Source organism: Butyrivibrio sp. FCS014, assembly GCF_000526935.1.
Classification (GTDB): Bacteria; Bacillota; Clostridia; order Lachnospirales; family Lachnospiraceae; genus Butyrivibrio.
The window spans coordinates 774701-793005 of the sequence record NZ_JAHA01000019.1; the positions used below are offsets into that span (position 1 = coordinate 774701).

The 18305-nt window shown below is 47.8% G+C and carries 15 protein-coding genes; 2 read left to right on the forward strand and 13 right to left on the reverse strand.

The genetic code is table 11. The features are described from left to right. Window positions 1-3 precede the first annotated feature (3 nt). The 3 genes from T456_RS0116290 to T456_RS0116300 are packed head-to-tail and all read right to left on the reverse strand — an operon-like array spanning window position 4 to window position 3854. On the reverse strand, window positions 4-744 hold the full coding sequence (locus tag T456_RS0116290; RefSeq protein WP_024867075.1) for a hypothetical protein: 741 nt from the start codon (window positions 742-744) through the stop codon (window positions 4-6). A gap of 12 nt (window positions 745-756) precedes the next feature. Continuing rightward, window positions 757-2427, reverse strand: coding sequence for a sensor domain-containing phosphodiesterase (locus tag T456_RS0116295; protein WP_024867076.1), 1671 nt, complete (start codon window positions 2425-2427; stop codon window positions 757-759). Window positions 2428-2480: 53 nt separating this feature from the next. Then, entirely contained in the window at window positions 2481-3854 is a 1374-nt protein-coding gene (locus T456_RS0116300; RefSeq protein WP_024867077.1) for a diguanylate cyclase domain-containing protein, read from the reverse strand. Between the two features lie 120 nt (window positions 3855-3974). On the opposite strand from T456_RS0116300, the gene T456_RS0116305 reads away from it, so the two are divergent. Further along, entirely contained in the window at window positions 3975-5099 is a 1125-nt protein-coding gene (locus tag T456_RS0116305; RefSeq protein ID WP_024867078.1) for a cation diffusion facilitator family transporter, read from the forward strand. A gap of 150 nt (window positions 5100-5249) precedes the next feature. Here the strand turns inward: T456_RS0116305 and T456_RS0116310 are convergent, their stop codons facing one another. From T456_RS0116310 to infC, 6 genes are all read right to left on the reverse strand, one after another. After that, complete coding sequence (locus T456_RS0116310) at window positions 5250-7643, reverse strand: alpha-galactosidase (protein WP_024867079.1); 2394 nt, start codon at window positions 7641-7643, stop codon at window positions 5250-5252. A gap of 13 nt (window positions 7644-7656) precedes the next feature. Then, complete coding sequence (locus T456_RS0116315; RefSeq protein ID WP_024867080.1) at window positions 7657-8226, reverse strand: TetR/AcrR family transcriptional regulator; 570 nt, start codon at window positions 8224-8226, stop codon at window positions 7657-7659. A 48-nt stretch (window positions 8227-8274) separates the two neighbouring features. Continuing rightward, on the reverse strand, window positions 8275-9711 hold the full coding sequence (locus T456_RS0116320) for an aminoacyl-histidine dipeptidase (RefSeq protein ID WP_024867081.1): 1437 nt from the start codon (window positions 9709-9711) through the stop codon (window positions 8275-8277). A gap of 120 nt (window positions 9712-9831) precedes the next feature. Then, entirely contained in the window at window positions 9832-10188 is a 357-nt protein-coding gene (gene rplT / locus T456_RS0116325) for a 50S ribosomal protein L20 (RefSeq protein WP_024867082.1), read from the reverse strand. 56 nt (window positions 10189-10244) lie between these two features. Continuing rightward, window positions 10245-10442 carry a 50S ribosomal protein L35 gene (gene rpmI / locus T456_RS0116330; protein WP_022764511.1) on the reverse strand — a complete coding sequence of 66 codons (198 nt, stop codon included), beginning with the start codon at window positions 10440-10442 and terminating at the stop codon, window positions 10245-10247. Between the two features lie 99 nt (window positions 10443-10541). Beyond that, window positions 10542-11072 (reverse strand): translation initiation factor IF-3, encoded by a 531-nt coding sequence (gene infC, locus T456_RS0116335; RefSeq protein WP_051465063.1) that lies wholly within the window; start codon window positions 11070-11072, stop codon window positions 10542-10544. Between the two features lie 233 nt (window positions 11073-11305). On the opposite strand from infC, the gene T456_RS0116340 reads away from it, so the two are divergent. Further along, window positions 11306-12697 (forward strand): MFS transporter, encoded by a 1392-nt coding sequence (locus T456_RS0116340; RefSeq protein ID WP_024867084.1) that lies wholly within the window; start codon window positions 11306-11308, stop codon window positions 12695-12697. Between the two features lie 87 nt (window positions 12698-12784). On the opposite strand, the gene T456_RS21625 is transcribed toward T456_RS0116340, so the two are convergent. The 4 genes from T456_RS21625 to T456_RS0116360 form a co-directional block, all read right to left on the reverse strand. Beyond that, window positions 12785-14944: an HD-GYP domain-containing protein gene (locus T456_RS21625; RefSeq protein WP_024867085.1), complete on the reverse strand. Its 2160-nt coding sequence runs from the start codon at window positions 14942-14944 to the stop codon at window positions 12785-12787. 165 nt (window positions 14945-15109) lie between these two features. Then, window positions 15110-16162 carry an ABC transporter substrate-binding protein gene (locus tag T456_RS0116350; RefSeq protein WP_024867086.1) on the reverse strand — a complete coding sequence of 351 codons (1053 nt, stop codon included), beginning with the start codon at window positions 16160-16162 and terminating at the stop codon, window positions 15110-15112. A gap of 12 nt (window positions 16163-16174) precedes the next feature. Next, entirely contained in the window at window positions 16175-17212 is a 1038-nt protein-coding gene (locus tag T456_RS0116355) for an ABC transporter permease subunit (RefSeq protein WP_024867087.1), read from the reverse strand. Between the two features lies 1 nt (window position 17213). After that, window positions 17214-18302 carry an ABC transporter permease gene (locus T456_RS0116360; protein WP_024867088.1) on the reverse strand — a complete coding sequence of 363 codons (1089 nt, stop codon included), beginning with the start codon at window positions 18300-18302 and terminating at the stop codon, window positions 17214-17216. Window positions 18303-18305 lie beyond the last annotated feature (3 nt).

Genomic DNA, 18305 nt, shown 5'->3' on the forward strand with positions numbered 1-18305 from the left:
ATTTTATTTTTGGATACTAATTCTGTCATCTCCCGCAAGATAGCTTAGAAGGGCCTGCCTTGCATGTTCCTTGTCCGTGGCCTCTACGCTCACTGTAAACTGATAGGTGTGCTTCTTCATTCCCTCTCTGGCGCGCTGCTCCTCCGCAAGGGCCAAAGACCTGTCTTTGGTGTCCTCGCCGGTCATCTCCATAATGTCAGCTATGGCGAAATTCCTGAACACCTCCAGGTGCTCCTTATCCTTTGCAAGGTATTTCTCTATAAGTCCCAGTGTATGGCCCATATTCAGGTAATCTCCGTGGAGATACGCCTCAATGTCCATCACTTCATTTTCGGTCTCGGTACCATCCTCGTTCCAGGTCAGCTCTTTTTCCATCAGTGTCTTGGCGTCCTGGCCAACGGTCTGCTGCCAGTCCATGATATACCACTTCCAGATCTGAAGACGTCTTCTGTTCACATCCGCATCGCAAAGCTCAGCCATCTTCTGGCAGGCATGCCGAACGCCCCTTGCCACGATCTCATTGGAGGTCTTCTCCACATCGTAGGACCTGTCCTGACAGACCTTGTGCTTTACGGTATTCTCTATGGTTAATCCCAGCTCTTTTTCCGAAATCCGCTTAAGGAACAGGGTGTAGTCACCGTGGCGCGCAATGACCACAGGCCTTTCCTTAAGCACGCTGTCTTTGAGCTCAAGGAAGGACTTGACCACATCTTCATTTGGAATGTATCGAAACATTCTGCTCATCAGTTCCTCCGGTTACGCTGTTATCTTTGGCATATTTCTGTAAAGAGCCAGATTCTTGAAATCCTCAATCCTGCAGGGGCGACCGTAGAAGTAGCCCATGAGGTCTGATATCGGATACTGCTTGGCCAGCTTCTCCGTGTCGGCATCCTCAATGCCTGTGAAGCAGGTCCTGATACCCAGTCTGTGGGTAAAAGAGGTAATGGCTTCGATCATATACTTTGAAGCCAGGTTATCTGCCATACCTCCCGTAAGGGAAGGCACGAGATTTACAAGGTCGACGGGCAGATGCCTTACATAGTCAAGGGATGCGAAGTCTACAGCATCGATACCAACCTTGATGCCGCAGGACTTGATGAATTCCACCTGACTCTTTAAGTGTTCAATACCCATCTGACGGCTGCTGCTGGTCATCTCAAGGCAGAGACCCGTTGCGGGATAGCCGGTCTTTCTTAAGATCTCCAGAAGAGTTGTTCTGAACTCTGATTTTTCAAGCTGCATGAAGGCAAGGTTTACCGACAGATAAAAATCTCTGTTGGCTTTCCTTATCTCCAGGGCATCCTTCAGCGCATTCTCAAGGATCCAGTTTCCAAGGGAATAGAATACCTGGTCCTGTTCAAGCCATGGAATAAACTCCGAGGGAGAAACCTCTCCGTAGGGAGCCTTGCTCCATCTTACAAACACTTCCATTCCCACAAGCCTTCCGTCCAGGGCGGATACAATGGGCTGGTACTCAAGATGGAATCCCTCAAAACCGTTGATGACGCACCGTCTTACTTCATCCACCAGCTCAATGCTGCTCTTGTTGTTCTCAAGCTCGTCATTGTGGAAGATGATAAGATTTCCGTGCTTGTGATTCTTGGAATAATCCAGCGCATACCTGGCGCTGGTATAGATGGTATGCTCATCAACATTGTAATCGTTGGCAATGATAAGTCCGCCTGCGATCTCGGCTCCGATCTTGTTGCCGGAGATCTGGATGGAATCTCTGGTGAAGGCCCTCATTCTGCCGTAGAGTTTTTTCACATCCTCGGGGTCCATGGTCTCGCTGATAAACGCCAGGGCGGTGCCATCGCCTCTGAAGGCACGGCCGGTATTCTTGCCTTCCTCCACCAGCCTTGTGGCGGTGATCCTTAAGATGTTGTTACCGGTCATATATCCAAGACGCCTGTTAACATCACCGAAATCCAGGAAATTGATCATCAGGATGGTATACTCTCTTTTCCTGTTCTTGAGCTGTCTCATGTAATTGAGCATCTCGTACTGATTGGGCAAAAGAGTTATCGGGTCATTATTGTCCACGATACCCTTATTGATTATGGAGCAGGCATAAAAAACGGGTTTGCCGGCATAGTCCTTGATGACCACGCCTCTGCAGGAGCAGATGACATATTCACCGTTCTTGTTCTTGGCTCTGTATTCAAAGTTGGGATCGACCTTTTTTCCCGAATATACTACGCTGGTGTACTCCGCAAACTTGTCCCTGTCATCGGGATGGAGTCTTGTCTCCCACACCGACGAGGCGTTGTAGATGTACTCTCCCGTAAGTCCGAAATAGTCCACCGCATTGGGTGACCATCTGGCTATGTTCTTCTCCATGTCGTAGACATAGACATATCGGCTCCTTGAAGTTACCGCAAAGGTATCAAAGATCCTGTTGATTGTGTCGAAACTTCCTCCCGCCATTTTCTTCTTTCTCCGTACTTGTTATTTGGCAAAAGAACCGGATAATCAGCCCCCTACTGAGAATCCCGGGCAGATTTGATGCCCATTGCAGCGCGTTTTGCCTTCATCGCTCTCTTGTTGTGATACATTGCGTCGTCCGCTACTTTGACAACGTCTTCAAACTTTGCTCCGTCCTCAGGGCATCTTGCAAAGCCGGCACTGATGGAAACATTCAGCTTGTGCTCGCCGATTACAACTTCCCTGGCAACATTATTCCTCATTCTATCGATAACACCCTCATAGAATTGCTTGTCGTGTACGCCGTGGATAACAACCACGAACTCGTCTCCGCCGATACGGAAGGCTCTGTCCTTCTCCCTTATGCTGTTCTGAAGTCTCTTGGCAACGATGTTAAGAAGGGAATCACCCACATCATGGCCCATGGTATCATTGACCATCTTGAAGTCGTTAAGATCCATGAAGATAAGGCCGTAAGGGAGCTTCTTCTTGGAAAGATCGTCCATGTGCTCGTGATAGCTTCTGGGATTGTAGAGGTTTGTAAGTGAATCCCTGTAGGACATGACCTCCAGTTCCTTGGCATTGGCAAGCATCGACATGTAAGCCGAAGCCGCAAATGCTGCCAGAGCGCTGAAAAGAATGGCTATAGCCAGGGCTCCCACAAGTTCCACAGGATTCATCCATCCTGCTTCCGGAGAGATCCTTATGATCCAGTATCCGCCCTTTACGGTACTGATCATGGACTCGACGGGTGTAGCCAGCTCTCTGTCCGAGTGTTCCATGATAAGGCGTTTCTCACCGGTTATGGGATTGTTGCCGATGAGCTTGTATTCATATCCGCCCTGGGCCAGATTCTCGATGGAAACAGCCTTTAGGAACCTTGAAAGATCAAGAGTCACGGATACAAAGCCCCAGAAGGACTCCTCAGATGCTTCCTCCGAGGTGTATACGGGCCGTCTTATGATAATGCCGTAGCTGCCGTCATCCATGATAGCAGGAGCGATCAGGATCGAAGCGCCCGACATTTTGCTGTAATCCGCATAAACACCCTGGACATTGTCGGAAAAGAGATTTTCTCTGTCCGCAAGGCCTCCTGTAAGCGGATACTTGAAGCTCACTATTCCATCGGGAGCAAGAGAGATGTCGGTTATATCAATGAAATCATCGAACAACTCCTCCGCTATGATGCGGAACTGCTCTCCCGTGATATTGCCCTTACTCTCCTGTATCTTGATCTCGAGCATCCTTGTGATATATTCCCTGGCGGCAATCTCCGCCTCAATGCTCTGTCCGTAGGTGTCCGCCATAAACTTGGCGCGCTCTCTCCTTGAACTTGCCGCATTGTTAAGGTAAAATATAGCAATCACAGTAGTTATGACCAATGTGACCACAAAGGCGATCAGACCGGCTCTGGCACTTTTTTTCTTCATATGACCCTCATAAAATAATAATATTTATACATAATCATACAAATTAATATTATCACAACTTCGTGTTTTATGGTACAAATCCTGATCCCTGTGGGGTCAGGTAGCCGAAAGGAAAACGATATGTCTGAAGAGTCAAAACAATCACTTCGCGGTAAAACCATCATCAGAACCAGCATCATCGGAATTGTTGCCAACTGTTTTCTGGCAGCCTTTAAGCTTGTTGTGGGATTGATCTCGGGATCTATAGCCATCGTGCTGGATGCGGTGAACAACTTAAGCGACGCTCTGTCCTCCGTCATCACCATCATAGGAACCACCCTGGCCGGCAAGGCTCCCGACAAGAAGCACCCCTACGGATACGGCAGGATTGAATACTTAAGCGCCATGGTCATCTCCATCATCGTGCTATATGCAGGTGTCACAGCTTTAGTGGAATCCGTAAAATCCATATTCAATCCGGAGACTCCAAATTACAGCGCTGTAACTCTTATCATCGTGGCTGTGGCCGTTGTGGTAAAGCTCCTTCTTGGTCAGTTCTTTGTCAATACCGGAAAGCGCGTATCCTCAGAGTCACTGGTAGCTTCCGGCAAGGATGCTAAATTTGATTCCATCATCTCCCTTGCAACCCTTGTGGCAGCCATAATCTTCGTCCTTTCAAAGGTTTCCGTTGAGGCGTATCTGGCAGCCATCATCGCAATCGTAATGATCAAATCAGCTCTGGAAATGCTTAGGGACACCATCAGCGAGATCCTGGGCGAGAGAATCGATGCAGCAACCTCCAAGGCAGTCAAGAAGACAATCACCGAGATTGAAGGCGTTCAGGGCGCCTATGACCTGATCTTCAGCGACTACGGTCCGGACAGGGTAATGGCTTCGGTGCACATCGAGATTCCCGACACCTTCACCGCTGACAAAATTGATGAGATAACCCGTGAGATCCAGGACAGAGTCTATAACGAACACAACGTGTCCATCATCTCCATCGGAATCTACTCTGTAAACACCAAGGACGAAAATATCATCGAGGTTCGCAACAAGGTATCCGCAATTGTTTCAGGCTTTGATTCGGTTCTTCAGATGCATGGATTCTTCATAGACTTTGACAGAAAGAATATCAGGTTCGACCTTGTGATCGACTTTGTACCCAATAAGAAAGAAATCTTCGACAATGCCATAAAGGCTGTGTCAGAGGCGTATCCCGAGTACTCGGTCATCGCAAATATGGATGTAAGCTACAGCGACTGATGAAATAAACGCTTAATGAAATAAACCCTCGCCCCTCCCGTTCCAAAAAGGGGTGTTTAACCCAAAACAAAAAGGGCATTTGACTTAGGACTGCCGCATTAAGGTAATCCAAAGCCAAATGCCCGTTTTATTTATTGTTTTTCCAAATTCTTATGCTTCTTCGAAAAGATACAGTCTTGTATCGCCGGTTCTCATGATCCTGACATCCCCGTTATAGCCTGTGCCGGCAAAGGAGGAATTGAGGGTAAGGCCGCGCTTTGAAAGTGCAGCACCGGTGGCCACATCAACCTGTTTCTCACCGTTAAAGTTTGTGAATTTATCGATTATGTGATGTATTATGCCGTCCTGCTTAACATGTACGGGAGCCATGGTATTAACAAGACTTCCGAAGTCAAGGACGCTAAGAGGCACAACTCTGTTGGCAACATTATAGACCTTGCCATCATCAAGTCCCTTAGCCTTGATACATCTGTAGTCGTTGTTGGGCTTTGCACATCTCTCCACTGCAAAGGCAACAGCTCTTTTCCTGTCTCTTGAGACGATCATGTATCCGTCGTCGGGGAGTCTGTAGTAATCGCCAAACTGGAACACTTCTCTCCACTTCTTGTAGAACTCCACCTGGTCGGCAATGATCTTCTTGTCACCGTCATTCATGTCGCACAGATTCAGCTCATAGCCAAAGCAGCCTGCTGCCGCGATCTCGAACCTGGTCTCAAGTGAGACATTGTTGAGAGTCTGATGGTTGGGGCATGCCGAAACATGGGCTCCTACTGTGCTTGCGGGGTAACCGTAGCTGTAGCCCCTCTGAATATCAAGTCTGCAGAAGGCATCCGTGTCATCGCTTCCCCAGATCTGAGGGAAGTATGAAAGGATACCAAGATCGAATCTGTTGCCGCCTGCAGAGCATCCCTCAAAGAGAATGTCAGGGAAGCTCTCGGTGAGCTCCTTCATAACCCTGTAAAGTCCAAGGTAATATCTGTGCTGAAACTCGCCCTGCCTGTCAGGGGCCAAAGATGCTGAATATCTGTCTGAGAAGATCCTGTTCATATCCCATTTAACGTAAGATATCTTCCCTGCGGAAAAGACCCTCTTCATGGAATCTATGATATAGTCCTGAACCTCAGTCCTTGTAAGGTCAAGGTTCATCTGAAATCTTCCCTTGGAATGTGGCTGCCCCGGGATCTGTACAGCCCAATCGGGATGCGCCCTGTAAAGGTCACTGTCCTCGTTGACCATCTCCGGCTCCACCCATACACCGAACATCATGCCAAGAGAGTCGATCTTATCCGCCAGCTCTTTTAACCCGCCGGGGAGCTTCTTCTTGTTCTCGTACCAGTCGCCAAGAGAACGATGGTCATCGTTGCGCACGCCAAACCAGCCATCGTCCATGACAAACAGCTCTATGCCGCAGTCCTTGGCCTCCTTTGCCAGCTTAAGAAGTGACCCCTGCGTAAAGTTAAAGTAGTTGGCCTCCCAGCTGTTGATAAGGATGGGACGGGCCTTGTCTCTCCAGGTGCCGCGGACAACGTGTTTTCTTACGAACTCATGCATATTGCGGCTCATACCGTTAAAGCCATCCTCAGAGAAGGCCATTACAGCTTCGGGAGCCTCAAGGCACTCTCCCTTTCCAAGAACCCAGCTAAAGCCTGTGGGCTGAATGCCGGATACAAAGCGGCTGTTAAAGGAGCCTGTGGAAGAAAGCGCTTCGTAATGATTGCCGCTGTAAATAAGGTTAAAGCCGAAGCACTCGCCGGTATTCTCTGCGGCGTCTGCCTCACTTACTATAACAAAAGGATTGGATCTTGATCCGGATTCCCCTGCCGCCAGCTCTTCGCATGTAGCCTTGCCTGCTTTGCAGATCATCTCGGATCTGCTCATCTCATAGGCCCATCTTCCGTGGAAGGAAGTGAACTTAAGGCCTGTCTCGTAGAAATCAACCGATGTACTCAGGAGCCTTTCAACTCTCACATCAGCATCGCTGTCATTGTAAATAACTGCGCTTCTTGTGATTACGTCGCAGTCCGGGAATACGGAATAGATAAGGTCAAGCCTTGTGCCGTAGGCCTTGTGGGAAAGCTTTACAATAAGCTGCTGCGCACTGTCCGTATCGTCATAGGATGAAGGAAGGGTCTTAAGCAGCTCTTTTCCCTTTCTGATCTCATAGTCGTAGAACAGGAAATCCACGGTATTGCTGCCGTCAGCGTAGGTCAGCTCAACCATGGGATCTCTTATATCGCCCTTACCAAAGCTCGACATCTCAAGCCCAAGCTGCTCAAGGAAAACCTGGGGATGCTCATCGGAGTAATAGTTCATATTTCCGCCGCCGAAGCTGTGCTTGGGCGCAATGGCTTTTACTATATTGTCGATAAGCTCCTTGTCCTGAGTCTCAAGATCGATCTCGTCCCTGATCTTCTCATATTTGTCACGGGAAAAGAGTGATCCTCCGAAATGAAGGTGCTCTAAATGCCCCGAATCAAGCTTTCTGAACATGTAAGAAACATTAGCGGTCTGTAAAAGGAATATATTTCCGTCAGAGTATATCATAGCCCATCCTCCATCACATTCTGTCAGTTCTGATACCGTTGATGACGATATCGATCATTGTATTAAGGGATTCCTCGTAGGTCAGGTCCGTCTTTGAGAGGCTCTCGGTACTGAGGAACTTCTCAATGGCCCCCTCAATGGTGAGCTTTATCACCTCGATGGGAACATCACGGATATACCCCTCGTCTATTGCCTGCTTCATCAGTTTCTCGGTGGCATCCCAGTCACTCTCCACCCTCTCGGCTACCCTGTTGTATATGGCAGGGTATTTGTCCCTCAGCTGATAGACCTTTCTGAAATCGATGTTCCTGTAGTTATCGGGAAGACACACGATAACCCTGGAAAGCTTTTCCACTATATCAAGGGAATCGTCCGCCAGAATCTCTGCCTCTTTTTCCTTGAGAGCAGAAAAACCGTAATCAACAGTTGCCAAAAACAGTTCGTCCTTGTCGTTGAACTCCTTGTAAATGGTCTTCTTGCTGATGTGAAGCTCCCTGGACACATCGTCCATGGTGAACTTCATTCCCTTCTGATTGAACTGACTTATGACCGCATCCATGATGCTCTGTCTTACACTACCCATTGTTAACCCTCCTGGTTTCCCATTAACCTCTTCCATTCCCCAATGATATTACTTCAATACTTCTTTGAGATAATCCCATACGTTGGCTGTTGACTTAACCGACAGTTTCTCCTTCGGTGAGTGGATGTCAAGCATGTCGGGGCCTATTGAAATGCAGTCAAGGCCTTCGATCTTCTCGCTTAAGATTCCGCACTCAAGGCCTGCGTGGATAGCCTCAACCTTGGGATCCCTTCCGTACATTTTTCTGTACACTTCAACCATGTGCTCGCGAAGAGCTGAGTTTGGGTTGAACTTCCAGCCGGGATACTTGCCGCTGATGCTGGTGGTTGCACCAAAGCTCTCTGCAAGAATGATAAGCTTTCTAAGAAGATAATCCTTGGAAGTCTCAACGCTGCTTCTTACGGACTGCTCAAGAACGATCTCATCCTCGCTTGTTGTGAGAACTCCAAGATTTAATGAGGTCTCAACCAGTCCCTCAACAGATGCGCTCATGGCCTGAGCTCCGTCCGGCATAACATTGATAAGCTCAAGGGCCTTTTTGCCGTCCTCATTGGAGATTGCAAGAGCCTCCTGCTCGCTCTCTTTAGTAACCTTTATTGTCACATCAGGATCTTTTACCTCAAGCTCGCCCTTTACGGCTGCAAGGGTCTTTGCAATGCTTTCTGCAAATTTCTCTGTATCGTCCCCGGCAACCACTACCTCTGCTGTAGCAGAAGCAGGAATGGCATTGTCAGCAACGCCGCCCTTAATATCAATGATCCTGAAATCGGCATCCCCGGCAGCTTCAAGAAGCGCTCTTGCAGCAATAATGTTGGCATTGCCCCTGCCGTACTTTATCATCTCTCCTGAGTGGCCGCCCTTTAAGCCGCCAACCTCAACAAGCACCTTAACTCCTGCGAAGGCCTGTCTCTTAACAGGAAGGTGTGAGTAGATCCTTGCTCCGCCTGCGCAGCTTGTGATGAACACGCCCTCTTCCTCGTTGTCCAGGTTGATCATGGTCTTTCCCTTAAGGGATGAAAGGTCGATGGCTGCAGCACCGAACATTCCGGTCTCCTCGTTGGTGGTGATTACTACCTCAAGAGGCGGATGAGGGATATCCTTGGAATCAAGAAGAGCCAGGCTGTAAGCCACAGCGATTCCGTCATCTCCTCCAAGACTGGTGCCGTTGGCCCATACATATTCTCCGTCTGTTGTAACATCAAGGCCGTCGGTCTTCATATCGATGTCCGTGGCTTTGTCGGAAACCGCAACCATATCCATGTGTCCCTGAAGGATCACAGGGGCCTTGTCCTCGTAGCCTGCTGTTCCGGGAGCTTTGATGATGACATTGAGCTCCTCATCCTGAGTAACCTCAAGATTTCTCTCTTTGGCAAAAGAGACAAGATAGTCGCTTATCTTCTGAAGATTACCTGAACCATGAGGGATCCTGCAGATCTCCTCAAAATAATGAAATACCTCTCGGGGCTGCAAATTTTCAAGAGCCATATTTTTGTCCTCGCTTTATCTTAAACATTTTAAGCACACAAATAGGAGTCTAAGTATTACCTTAGACTCCTCTATTTTACTACTCGGAAACTATTTTTACAACTTTAGTTTACGCGATTATTATGCAATCTTAGCTTTTGCAAGCTCAGCAAGTGTCTTGAATCCGTCGGGATCGTTAACAGCCAGCTCAGCAAGCATCTTGCGGTTGATATCTACACCTGCAAGCTTAAGGCCGTGCATCATGTTGCTGTATGAAAGGCCGTTGATACGAGCTGCAGCGTTGATACGTGTGATCCAGAGAGATCTCATATCCCTCTTCTTCTGCTTACGTCCTGCGAATGCAGAAGTAAGTGCTCTCATAACAGACTGCTTAGCAACTCTGTACTGCTTTGATCTTGCTCCTCTGTAGCCCTTAGCGAGCTTAAGTACTCTATTGTGCTTCTTCTTGGCATTTAATGCGCCTTTTACTCTTGCCATTTTAAAATCCTCCTAAAATAATCAAATTACCGAACAGTGTTTCTGCCTGATTGAAATTAAGCGTAAGGCAGAATCTGCTTCATTGTCTTAACGTTTGTTGCGTCAACAAGTCCGGCATGTCTGAGATTTCTCTTTCTCTTTGTGGACTTCTTTGTAAGAATGTGGCGCTTATACGCTTTGTTTCTCATGAGCTTGCCTGTGCCTGTAACCTTGAATCTCTTGGCAGCTGCTCTCTTTGTCTTCATCTTCAGCATTGCTTGTTCCTCCTGTTAAATAAATGTTTTCATTGTATGATATACGGATTGCTCTGTATTAACCTATATCATATTTATCTTTAACCAAACGGCTAATGATCAGTTTTTCTTCTCGGCAAGGAACATTGTCATACTGCGTCCCTCAACCTTAGGTGCCTTCTCAACAACGGCCACATCTGAAAGTGCATCGGCGAAATCCGTAAGGATATGTACGCTTGCGCCCATGTGAGCCATCTCACGACCACGGAAACGAAGTGTGATCTTAACGCGGTTGCCTTTCTCAAGGAACTTCTTGGCCGCATTAACCTTGGTATTAAGATCGTTGGTATCGATGTTGGGAGAAAGTCTGATTTCCTTGATCTCAACAGTCTTCTGCTTCTTGCGGGCTTCCTTCTCCTTGCGCAGCTGCTCATACTTGAACTTGCCGTAATCAACAACTCTGCACACAGGGGGCTTCGCTGTGGGAGCGATCATAACAAGATCTACACCCTCATCCTCTGCTATCTTCCTTGCGTCCTGAATGGACATAACCCCGAGCTGGTCACCTTCCGGACCAATCACACGAACTTCCTTAGCTCTGATCTGATCGTTAATGAATAAATCGCTAATTGCCTTACCCTCCGTAAACATTGCAAAAAAAGTGGATACACGCATGTATCCACTAAATCTTCTCACAATCAATCCATCCCTTACGGGGAAGATTTGAAGAGATATTAACCGCTGCCAGCGTCGCCGCAGGGTGAGAGTGGATACTCTGCTTTGTTCTCAAATACTGGTATAAGATAACACATGGAAAAAGAACTGTCAACATCTTTTTGTGATATAATATTACGGTCAAAAGATATTCGGGGGAGGGGAAAGCAATGACAACCAATGAAAAGGAACAGCGACAGCTGGCAAAACTGCAGGCGGAGTCTGCAAGAAGGAAGCCTATCCATTACATAGGACTGGCTATGATAGTGCTCACCATCATTTATATAGTAGATGAGATCACTTCAAACATGAACTCGGCGATGCAGCCCTATGTGCTGTTCGATCTTTTTAACATCACTTCAAGAAACGTCAATTCACAGGAGTACACCAATGCCTTCAACGTAGTGGCTCCCATCCAGGTCTTTTCCAATTTTCTGCTTATTATAACACCTTTTTACAAGGCACTTTCTGACAAATACGGCCGCAAGCTCTTTCTCATGCTCAATACCATCGGAATGGGCCTTGGAATGTGCATCGTAATGACTGCTCAGAATGTTGTCTGGTATATTCTGGGAATGCTCTTTATGATGTTCTTTACTCCAAATGACATGCAGGTTCTTTATATCATGGAGACCGCGCCCAAGGAAAAGAGAGCTACCTACAGCTTTGTTGCAAAGGGCATTGCACTGGTGAGTGTTTCCCTGATCGGTGTCTTCTCAAGGATGTTTCTTAAGGAAACCGTGCCTTCAAGCTGGCGAATGGTATATCTGATCCCGGTAATCTCGGCTCTTGTGATCGGAGGTCTTTCCTATTTCTTCATGCGGGAAACTCCTGTCTTCCTGGAGCAGCGTATCGGCTATTTGTCTCTTAGCAGTGAGGAACGTGAGCAGAAGAAGAAAGAGGACAAAGCTGCCGGCACTTCAGAAGACGGCGGTGTTTTCAAGGCCATAAAATTCATCTTTACCAACAGGCAGCTTCGCTGGATCCTGATCGCAGGCTTTATATTCTTTGCAACTACCTTTTACACTTCATATTATGCAACGGTCCTGGAAGGAGCCATGTCCACAGAGATGGTGGCCACCGCACTGGTGATATATCCCTTCTTTAACGGACTTATCACCATCTTAAGCGGCTTTTTCTCTGATAAGCTGGGCCGCAAAAAAGTCTGTCTCATCCTGGGGAGCCTTGCCATTTTCGGCCTTCTGGCCTTCGTGCTCTCCTGCCGTCTGCATCTTGGCCCCATCGCTGCAGGCATAGCCTATGGCTGCTCCATCGGAGGCCTTTGGTCCATGTCCGATACACTGATCCTGACAATGCCCGCGGAGTCGTCACCCTCAGGCATGCGTTCCTCTGTCATGGGTACCATTTCAGTCCTCATAGGAGGCGGAATGTTCCTGGGACAGGCGCTGTTTATCATCTGTCAGAACTTCATGCCCATGGACATTCTTTTCATGATCATCTGCCTGCCCTTCATGGCTCTTTCCCTTATCATTCTGCTGCTTAAGGTTAAAGAGACCAAAGACGCAGATCTTGATAATATCACAGTGGATACCTACCGCTGATCTGTTCTTCAGCAATAAAAGAGGGACATTAGAACTGTATACTACAGAACTAATGTCCCTTTTTGAATTCATGAGAATTCTGTTTCTTTATGTCAAGTGATTTCCGTAATGCACATTCATAATCTCCTTTGCCTTGTCCTGAACATTCAAAAATGCCTGAGCTACCAGAGGATCAAAGTGTGTTCCAAGGCTTTCCTGAATGATGCCTATGGATTTTTCAAAGGAGAAGCCCTTCTTGTAGCTTCGGTCTGAAACCAGGGCGTCAAATACATCCGCAACAGCCATTATCCTGGCGGAAAGAGGAATATCGGTTCCGCTTAAGCCGGTGGGATATCCTGTGCCGTTCCACTTCTCGTGGTGGTAAAGAGCCATTGTTCTTGCTTCATTGAGATATCCTTCATCGGAACCGGGTACCGTCTCCATAACCCTGTCAAGGATCTGTGCACCAACCGTGGTGTGGCCCTTCATTGAAGCAAACTCCTCATCTGTGAGCTTGCCGTTCTTATTGAGGATAACGTCCGAAACGCTTATCTTGCCGATATCATGAAGAGGAGCAGATCTGTAAACATCGTGCCTGAACTTGTCCGTAAGCTCATCCTTATAAAGTCCCTCTTTCACCATCTCATCCATGATGATCTTGGCGTACTCAGCGGTCTTCTTGACGTGGTCTCCCGTATTGTGGTCCCTGCTCTCAACCATGTCCGCAAGCACAAGGATAAGTGCGTCCTGCATCTGGTTGATCATCAGGTTCTTCTTCTGGATATCCTTAAGATATTCCAGGTTCTCTTCCGTCATATCCGTAAAGGCGTTGTATAGATTCTCCGTCTCATCTCCGGTATAGATAAGAAGATGCTTGAACATGTCGGCGGTCTCCTGAAGAGCTTCCTCCTTGTGATCGGAGAACTTCGAGGCGGTATAGGCCATTGTATTAAGAGGCAGGATAACATGATATTCCGCCAGGTAAAGGCCGATGGCCAAAGTAAGTGCAAAGATTCCCACAAAGGCGGAAATAACCCTGACAATATATCTTCTGGACTCAGCACGAAGAGAATCCATGGAGATATCAACGCCTGCGTAGGCCGTTACATCTCCTGTGCTGTTTACTATGGGCTCGTACACTGTAAGAAGCCATCCGTAGGTGTCATCGGTGATGATGGGGTCAATTCTTCCTCCCGCCAGAAGTACCGTTATATATTCGGAAAAAGAATCATCGAATTCTATCACATCTCCGGGATTGCTTACGACACCGTCTTCACCGGCCACATCAAATACCACGTGGCATCCGTCGGGAAGTATCTTGTATACATAGACATACTCCGTGAATGCCGCGGAATTTCTTATCTTTGTCAGATTGGATTTAACGGTTACATAATCCGGATTGCTCTCTCCCTCATTCAAATACTCGTCAATCCTGTTGCCGTCCACCATTCCGGCCACCATTTCAGCGGTTCCCATGGCATAGATCTTATGGTGATCCACGGTGGAATTAAAGTACATCAGATAACAGATATAGATTGCCGAAACACCTATAATAAGGGCTGCGCAGGTAAGAAGTGTCACTAACTTTATTCGAAGCGACAACTGCCTGCTTCTCTTTTTCCTTATGTTCTTTAAAACCTCGCTGGAAAGAGGTGCCTGCCTCCAGGCATGGATCTTAAAGATGGATCTGAATTTAACGGGAAGTAAATAGACGATGGTAAGGGCCAGGAAAAGACTTATCGCCTTATCCGCCACATCCACGAAAAAGCCACCGGTAAGTTCAGCTGCAAAGGCTGACATCCCCATGTTTGCCCGAAGCCCGTGGACCAGTGCAGATGAAGCATCTTCACCTTCCGCACCGTAGATGAACCAGGTTATTATGCCTCCGATGATACCGCCCACAGCAGCATCAAGGATTATGGCTGTCATAACTCCGTGAGCCTTCTCCAGCTGTCCCTTGTCGCTTAAGAACACTGTGATGATGGCTATCAGAACATTCAGCATTGAATAGGACATGGCAGTGGGATCGGAAGATGTAAGAGTGTTCACCGCAGGTCCTAAAAGTCCCACGGTAATACCCGGAAGATAACCTCCCAGCATCGAAGCCACCATGGTTCCGATCACATCAAGATACACGGGTATACCCGTTACACTGACAAATGCAGCGCCAAGATAATTGATCAGCGTACCTGCGGCAATAAGCCCGATGAATACTATTGCCTTGGTATAACTTTTTTCTCCCCCGTACTTTTTCAACGTCTCACGCATTTATATCTCCTCCTCACATATACTAATATTACTCCAAACAAAATAATATTTCACGCAAAAACATAAATGTGTTTGATCATTTACAGTTTCCCCCGGTATCACAATATAAAACGACTTGGAGAACTGTTCTCCAAGTCGTTTTAATGGGCAATACACATGTATTCATCAGGGATTTTCCACATTGTACTCCACTCCGTCTATCATCACGCCGGAAACATCATTCAGCGAGCTGAACAGCTTTTCGTCAACGTAGTTGAATTTCTGCGGCGATTCGCCGTGTCGAAGAGCCTCTATCAGAGCCCTTACCCTGGGCCCGTGCAAAGGATTGCACTCTGCGATGCAGGATATTTTCCCTTCTCTGGCATATTCCAACGCTTTTTCATTTACTCCGTCAAATGATACTACCATGACCTCGCCTTTTGCTATGTTTGAGCCCACGGTCTTGCCGGCGCTCTCAAGGGCATCGATGGCGCCGATGGCCATGTTGTCGTTCTCGCAATAGACAACATTGACGTTCTCAAAGCGCTTAAGAAGGGCTGCCATGGTCTCACGGCCTTTGGTCTCGGTAAAGTCTCCGCTTACCTCAGCCATAAGGTCCCAACCGTTTTCTCTTGCGGCATTGGCAAGACCTCTGGTGCGGCCAATCTGGGCCGAGGAACCAAGGTTACCCTGAATGTTTACGATGTGCAGTTCTTCGGGAGCTATGCCTTTGGCCTCGGTAAAGGCTTTGATCCATGCGGCGACCTTCCTGCCTTCAAGCTCAAAGTCAGAACCCACCCAGCAGGAAAACAGATTCTTGTCGGAGGCATTTACACGTCTGTCCACCAATATTACGGGGATCCCCGCCTCCCTGGCTTCGGAGAGCACCGTGTCCCAGCCGCTCTCTGTTGCGGGAGCCAGCACGATATAGTCCACCTCCTGCTGGATGAAGGTACGGATCGCAGTGATCTGATTGGCCTGCTTCTGCTGGCCGTTCTTGTAGATCAGGTTGTACCCCGAATCCTCCGTAAAGGCAGACATCATGGAATCGGTGTTGGCGCTTCGCCAGTCGGATTCCGCCCCCAACTGAGAGAAGCCGACGGTAATGATATCGTCGGCTTGTTCTTCATTCTCTTCTATGAAATCTTCCGCAGTCTGTGCAGAATTCCTGCTCCCACAGCCGCTAAGAAGTGCGGTCGCAAGGAGCAGGACAGAAATCTTTTTCAAAAAACTCTTCATTTACCCGTATCCTTAGCTCTTAAGTGCTTTCTTTTTCTGAGCCATTACTACGCTCTGGATAAGGAGGAAGATGCAGAGCATTGCAGCGATGGTGATACCTGTCCACCAGGCCTGATCAAGACCTGCGGATGCAACAATGTTCTGAATGGTGCTAAGTGAAAGAACACCAAAGAGTGTTCCGATGATGTTACCTACACCGCCTGTCAGCATTGTTCCGCCGATGATGGAGGAAGCAATGGCATTCATCTCCATACCCATGGCATGGCTGGCTGATCCGGAACCAACATGAAGGAAGTAAACGTATCCGCCGATACCTGCAAGTGTGGAGCAGATAAGGTGTGACAGGAACTTGGTCCTGCGAACGTTGATACCCATCATCAGTGCGCTCTGCTTGTTGCCGCCCACTGCGTAGAAACTTCTTCCCAGCTTGGTCCATCTCAGTACTACAAACAATAATACCACAATGATAAGGGCTACAATAACACCAATTTCAACATATGCCGGAACATATACACCCTTCTTGTTCACTGAACCCATGAAGGGAACGTTGATACGTGTCAGCTTAAGTGCATTGAACTCTTCGTCGGCTACGTTGAAGGGTGCCGTATTAACGATGGTTGTCATACCGCGGGCAAAAAACATACCGGCCAGAGATACAATGAACGGCTGGATATCAAGATATGCAACCAGAAATCCCTGAACCAGTCCGTAGGCAACTCCGATGCCAAGGGCAAGGAGGATGGAGCCGAAAATGCTGCCGCCCTTGTAGTCAAGGTATACGGCGCAGCTCATGGAAACAAGAGCAACCACGCCACCCACGGAGATGTCGATTCCGCCGGAGATCATAACAATGCTCATTCCAACAGCGGTAATGATAAGCGCTGCATTGGCGTTAAGGATGTTAAAGAACATCTGAGGCTTTGTGAAACCGCCTCCCTGGAACACAACCGCACCGATGTACATCAAAAAGAAGATGACAATGGTGATGGTAAGAAGAAGGGTTGTGTCGTTCATCTTTGAAAAGATGCTTTCCTTTTTGTTCTCTTTCATATCAAGCCGCCTCCTTTCTTGCAGGAGAAAGCTTTTTAAAGAGCTGTCCCATATACTCTCTTACCGTAGGTGCAGAGAATACAACCAGAATGATAACAACTACAGCCTTGTATGCTGCAAGAGCATCGGACTGAACGTTGAACTTGTAAAGTGTTGTGGTAAGGAACTGAATTACATAAGCTCCGAGGATTGAAGCCCACATGTTGAACTTACCGCCGGAAAGTGCATTGCCTCCCAGTGCTACGGCAAGGATGGCGTCCATCTCTATATCTTTTGCTATAACAGAGTAGTTGATGGTGGACAGACGGCTTACCTTGATAAGAGCTGCTACTGCAACACAAAGTCCCAGGATAACGAAGGCCAGGAACTTGATGAAGGTAGGGTTGATACCGTTGAGTCTTGAGGAGCTTTCGTTGATACCAACGGCCTGAGTGTAAAGTCCAAGGTTTGTGAACTTAAGTACCAGAGCGATGACCACAATACAGATAGCAACAATGAATACCGTGGTGGGAATCGGGATTCCCGGTATGAAGCTTCCAAAGTATGAGAACTTGGGGTCCGGAACGATGGGAAGCTCATTGTTGTTGATCCATGCTGCGATGGATCTTCCTGCCGTAAACAGGATCAGTGTGGCGATCATGGGCTGGATCTTGAAGATGGCAACCAGCATTCCGTTGAAGGCGCCGCAGAGCATTCCAACGATACAAGCCACCAGGAAAGCCACGATGATGGGTGCCTGAATGGTCTCGGGTCTTGAATCTCCGCCGCAGAGGACTCTAAGCATTGCGGAACCTGCAATGGCGATGGTTGCGCCAACGGAAATATCCTGTCCTCCGGAAGCTGCGGTTACCAGTGTCATTCCTATTGCCAGGATTCCCAGCTCTGAGCCGTAATCCAGGATCGTGATGAGGTATCCCGAGAAAACAGGGAAACCTGCGTTGTTGGTTCCCAGGGTAATCTTGAAGAACCCGGGATCGTTTATCAGATTTATCACCGCAAGAAGAATAAGTGCTGCAAGCGGTATAAAGAGCTGATTGGAGGTTAGCTTCCTAAGAAAGCTCCCTTCAGATTTCTTTTTTATGTCTGTCATACC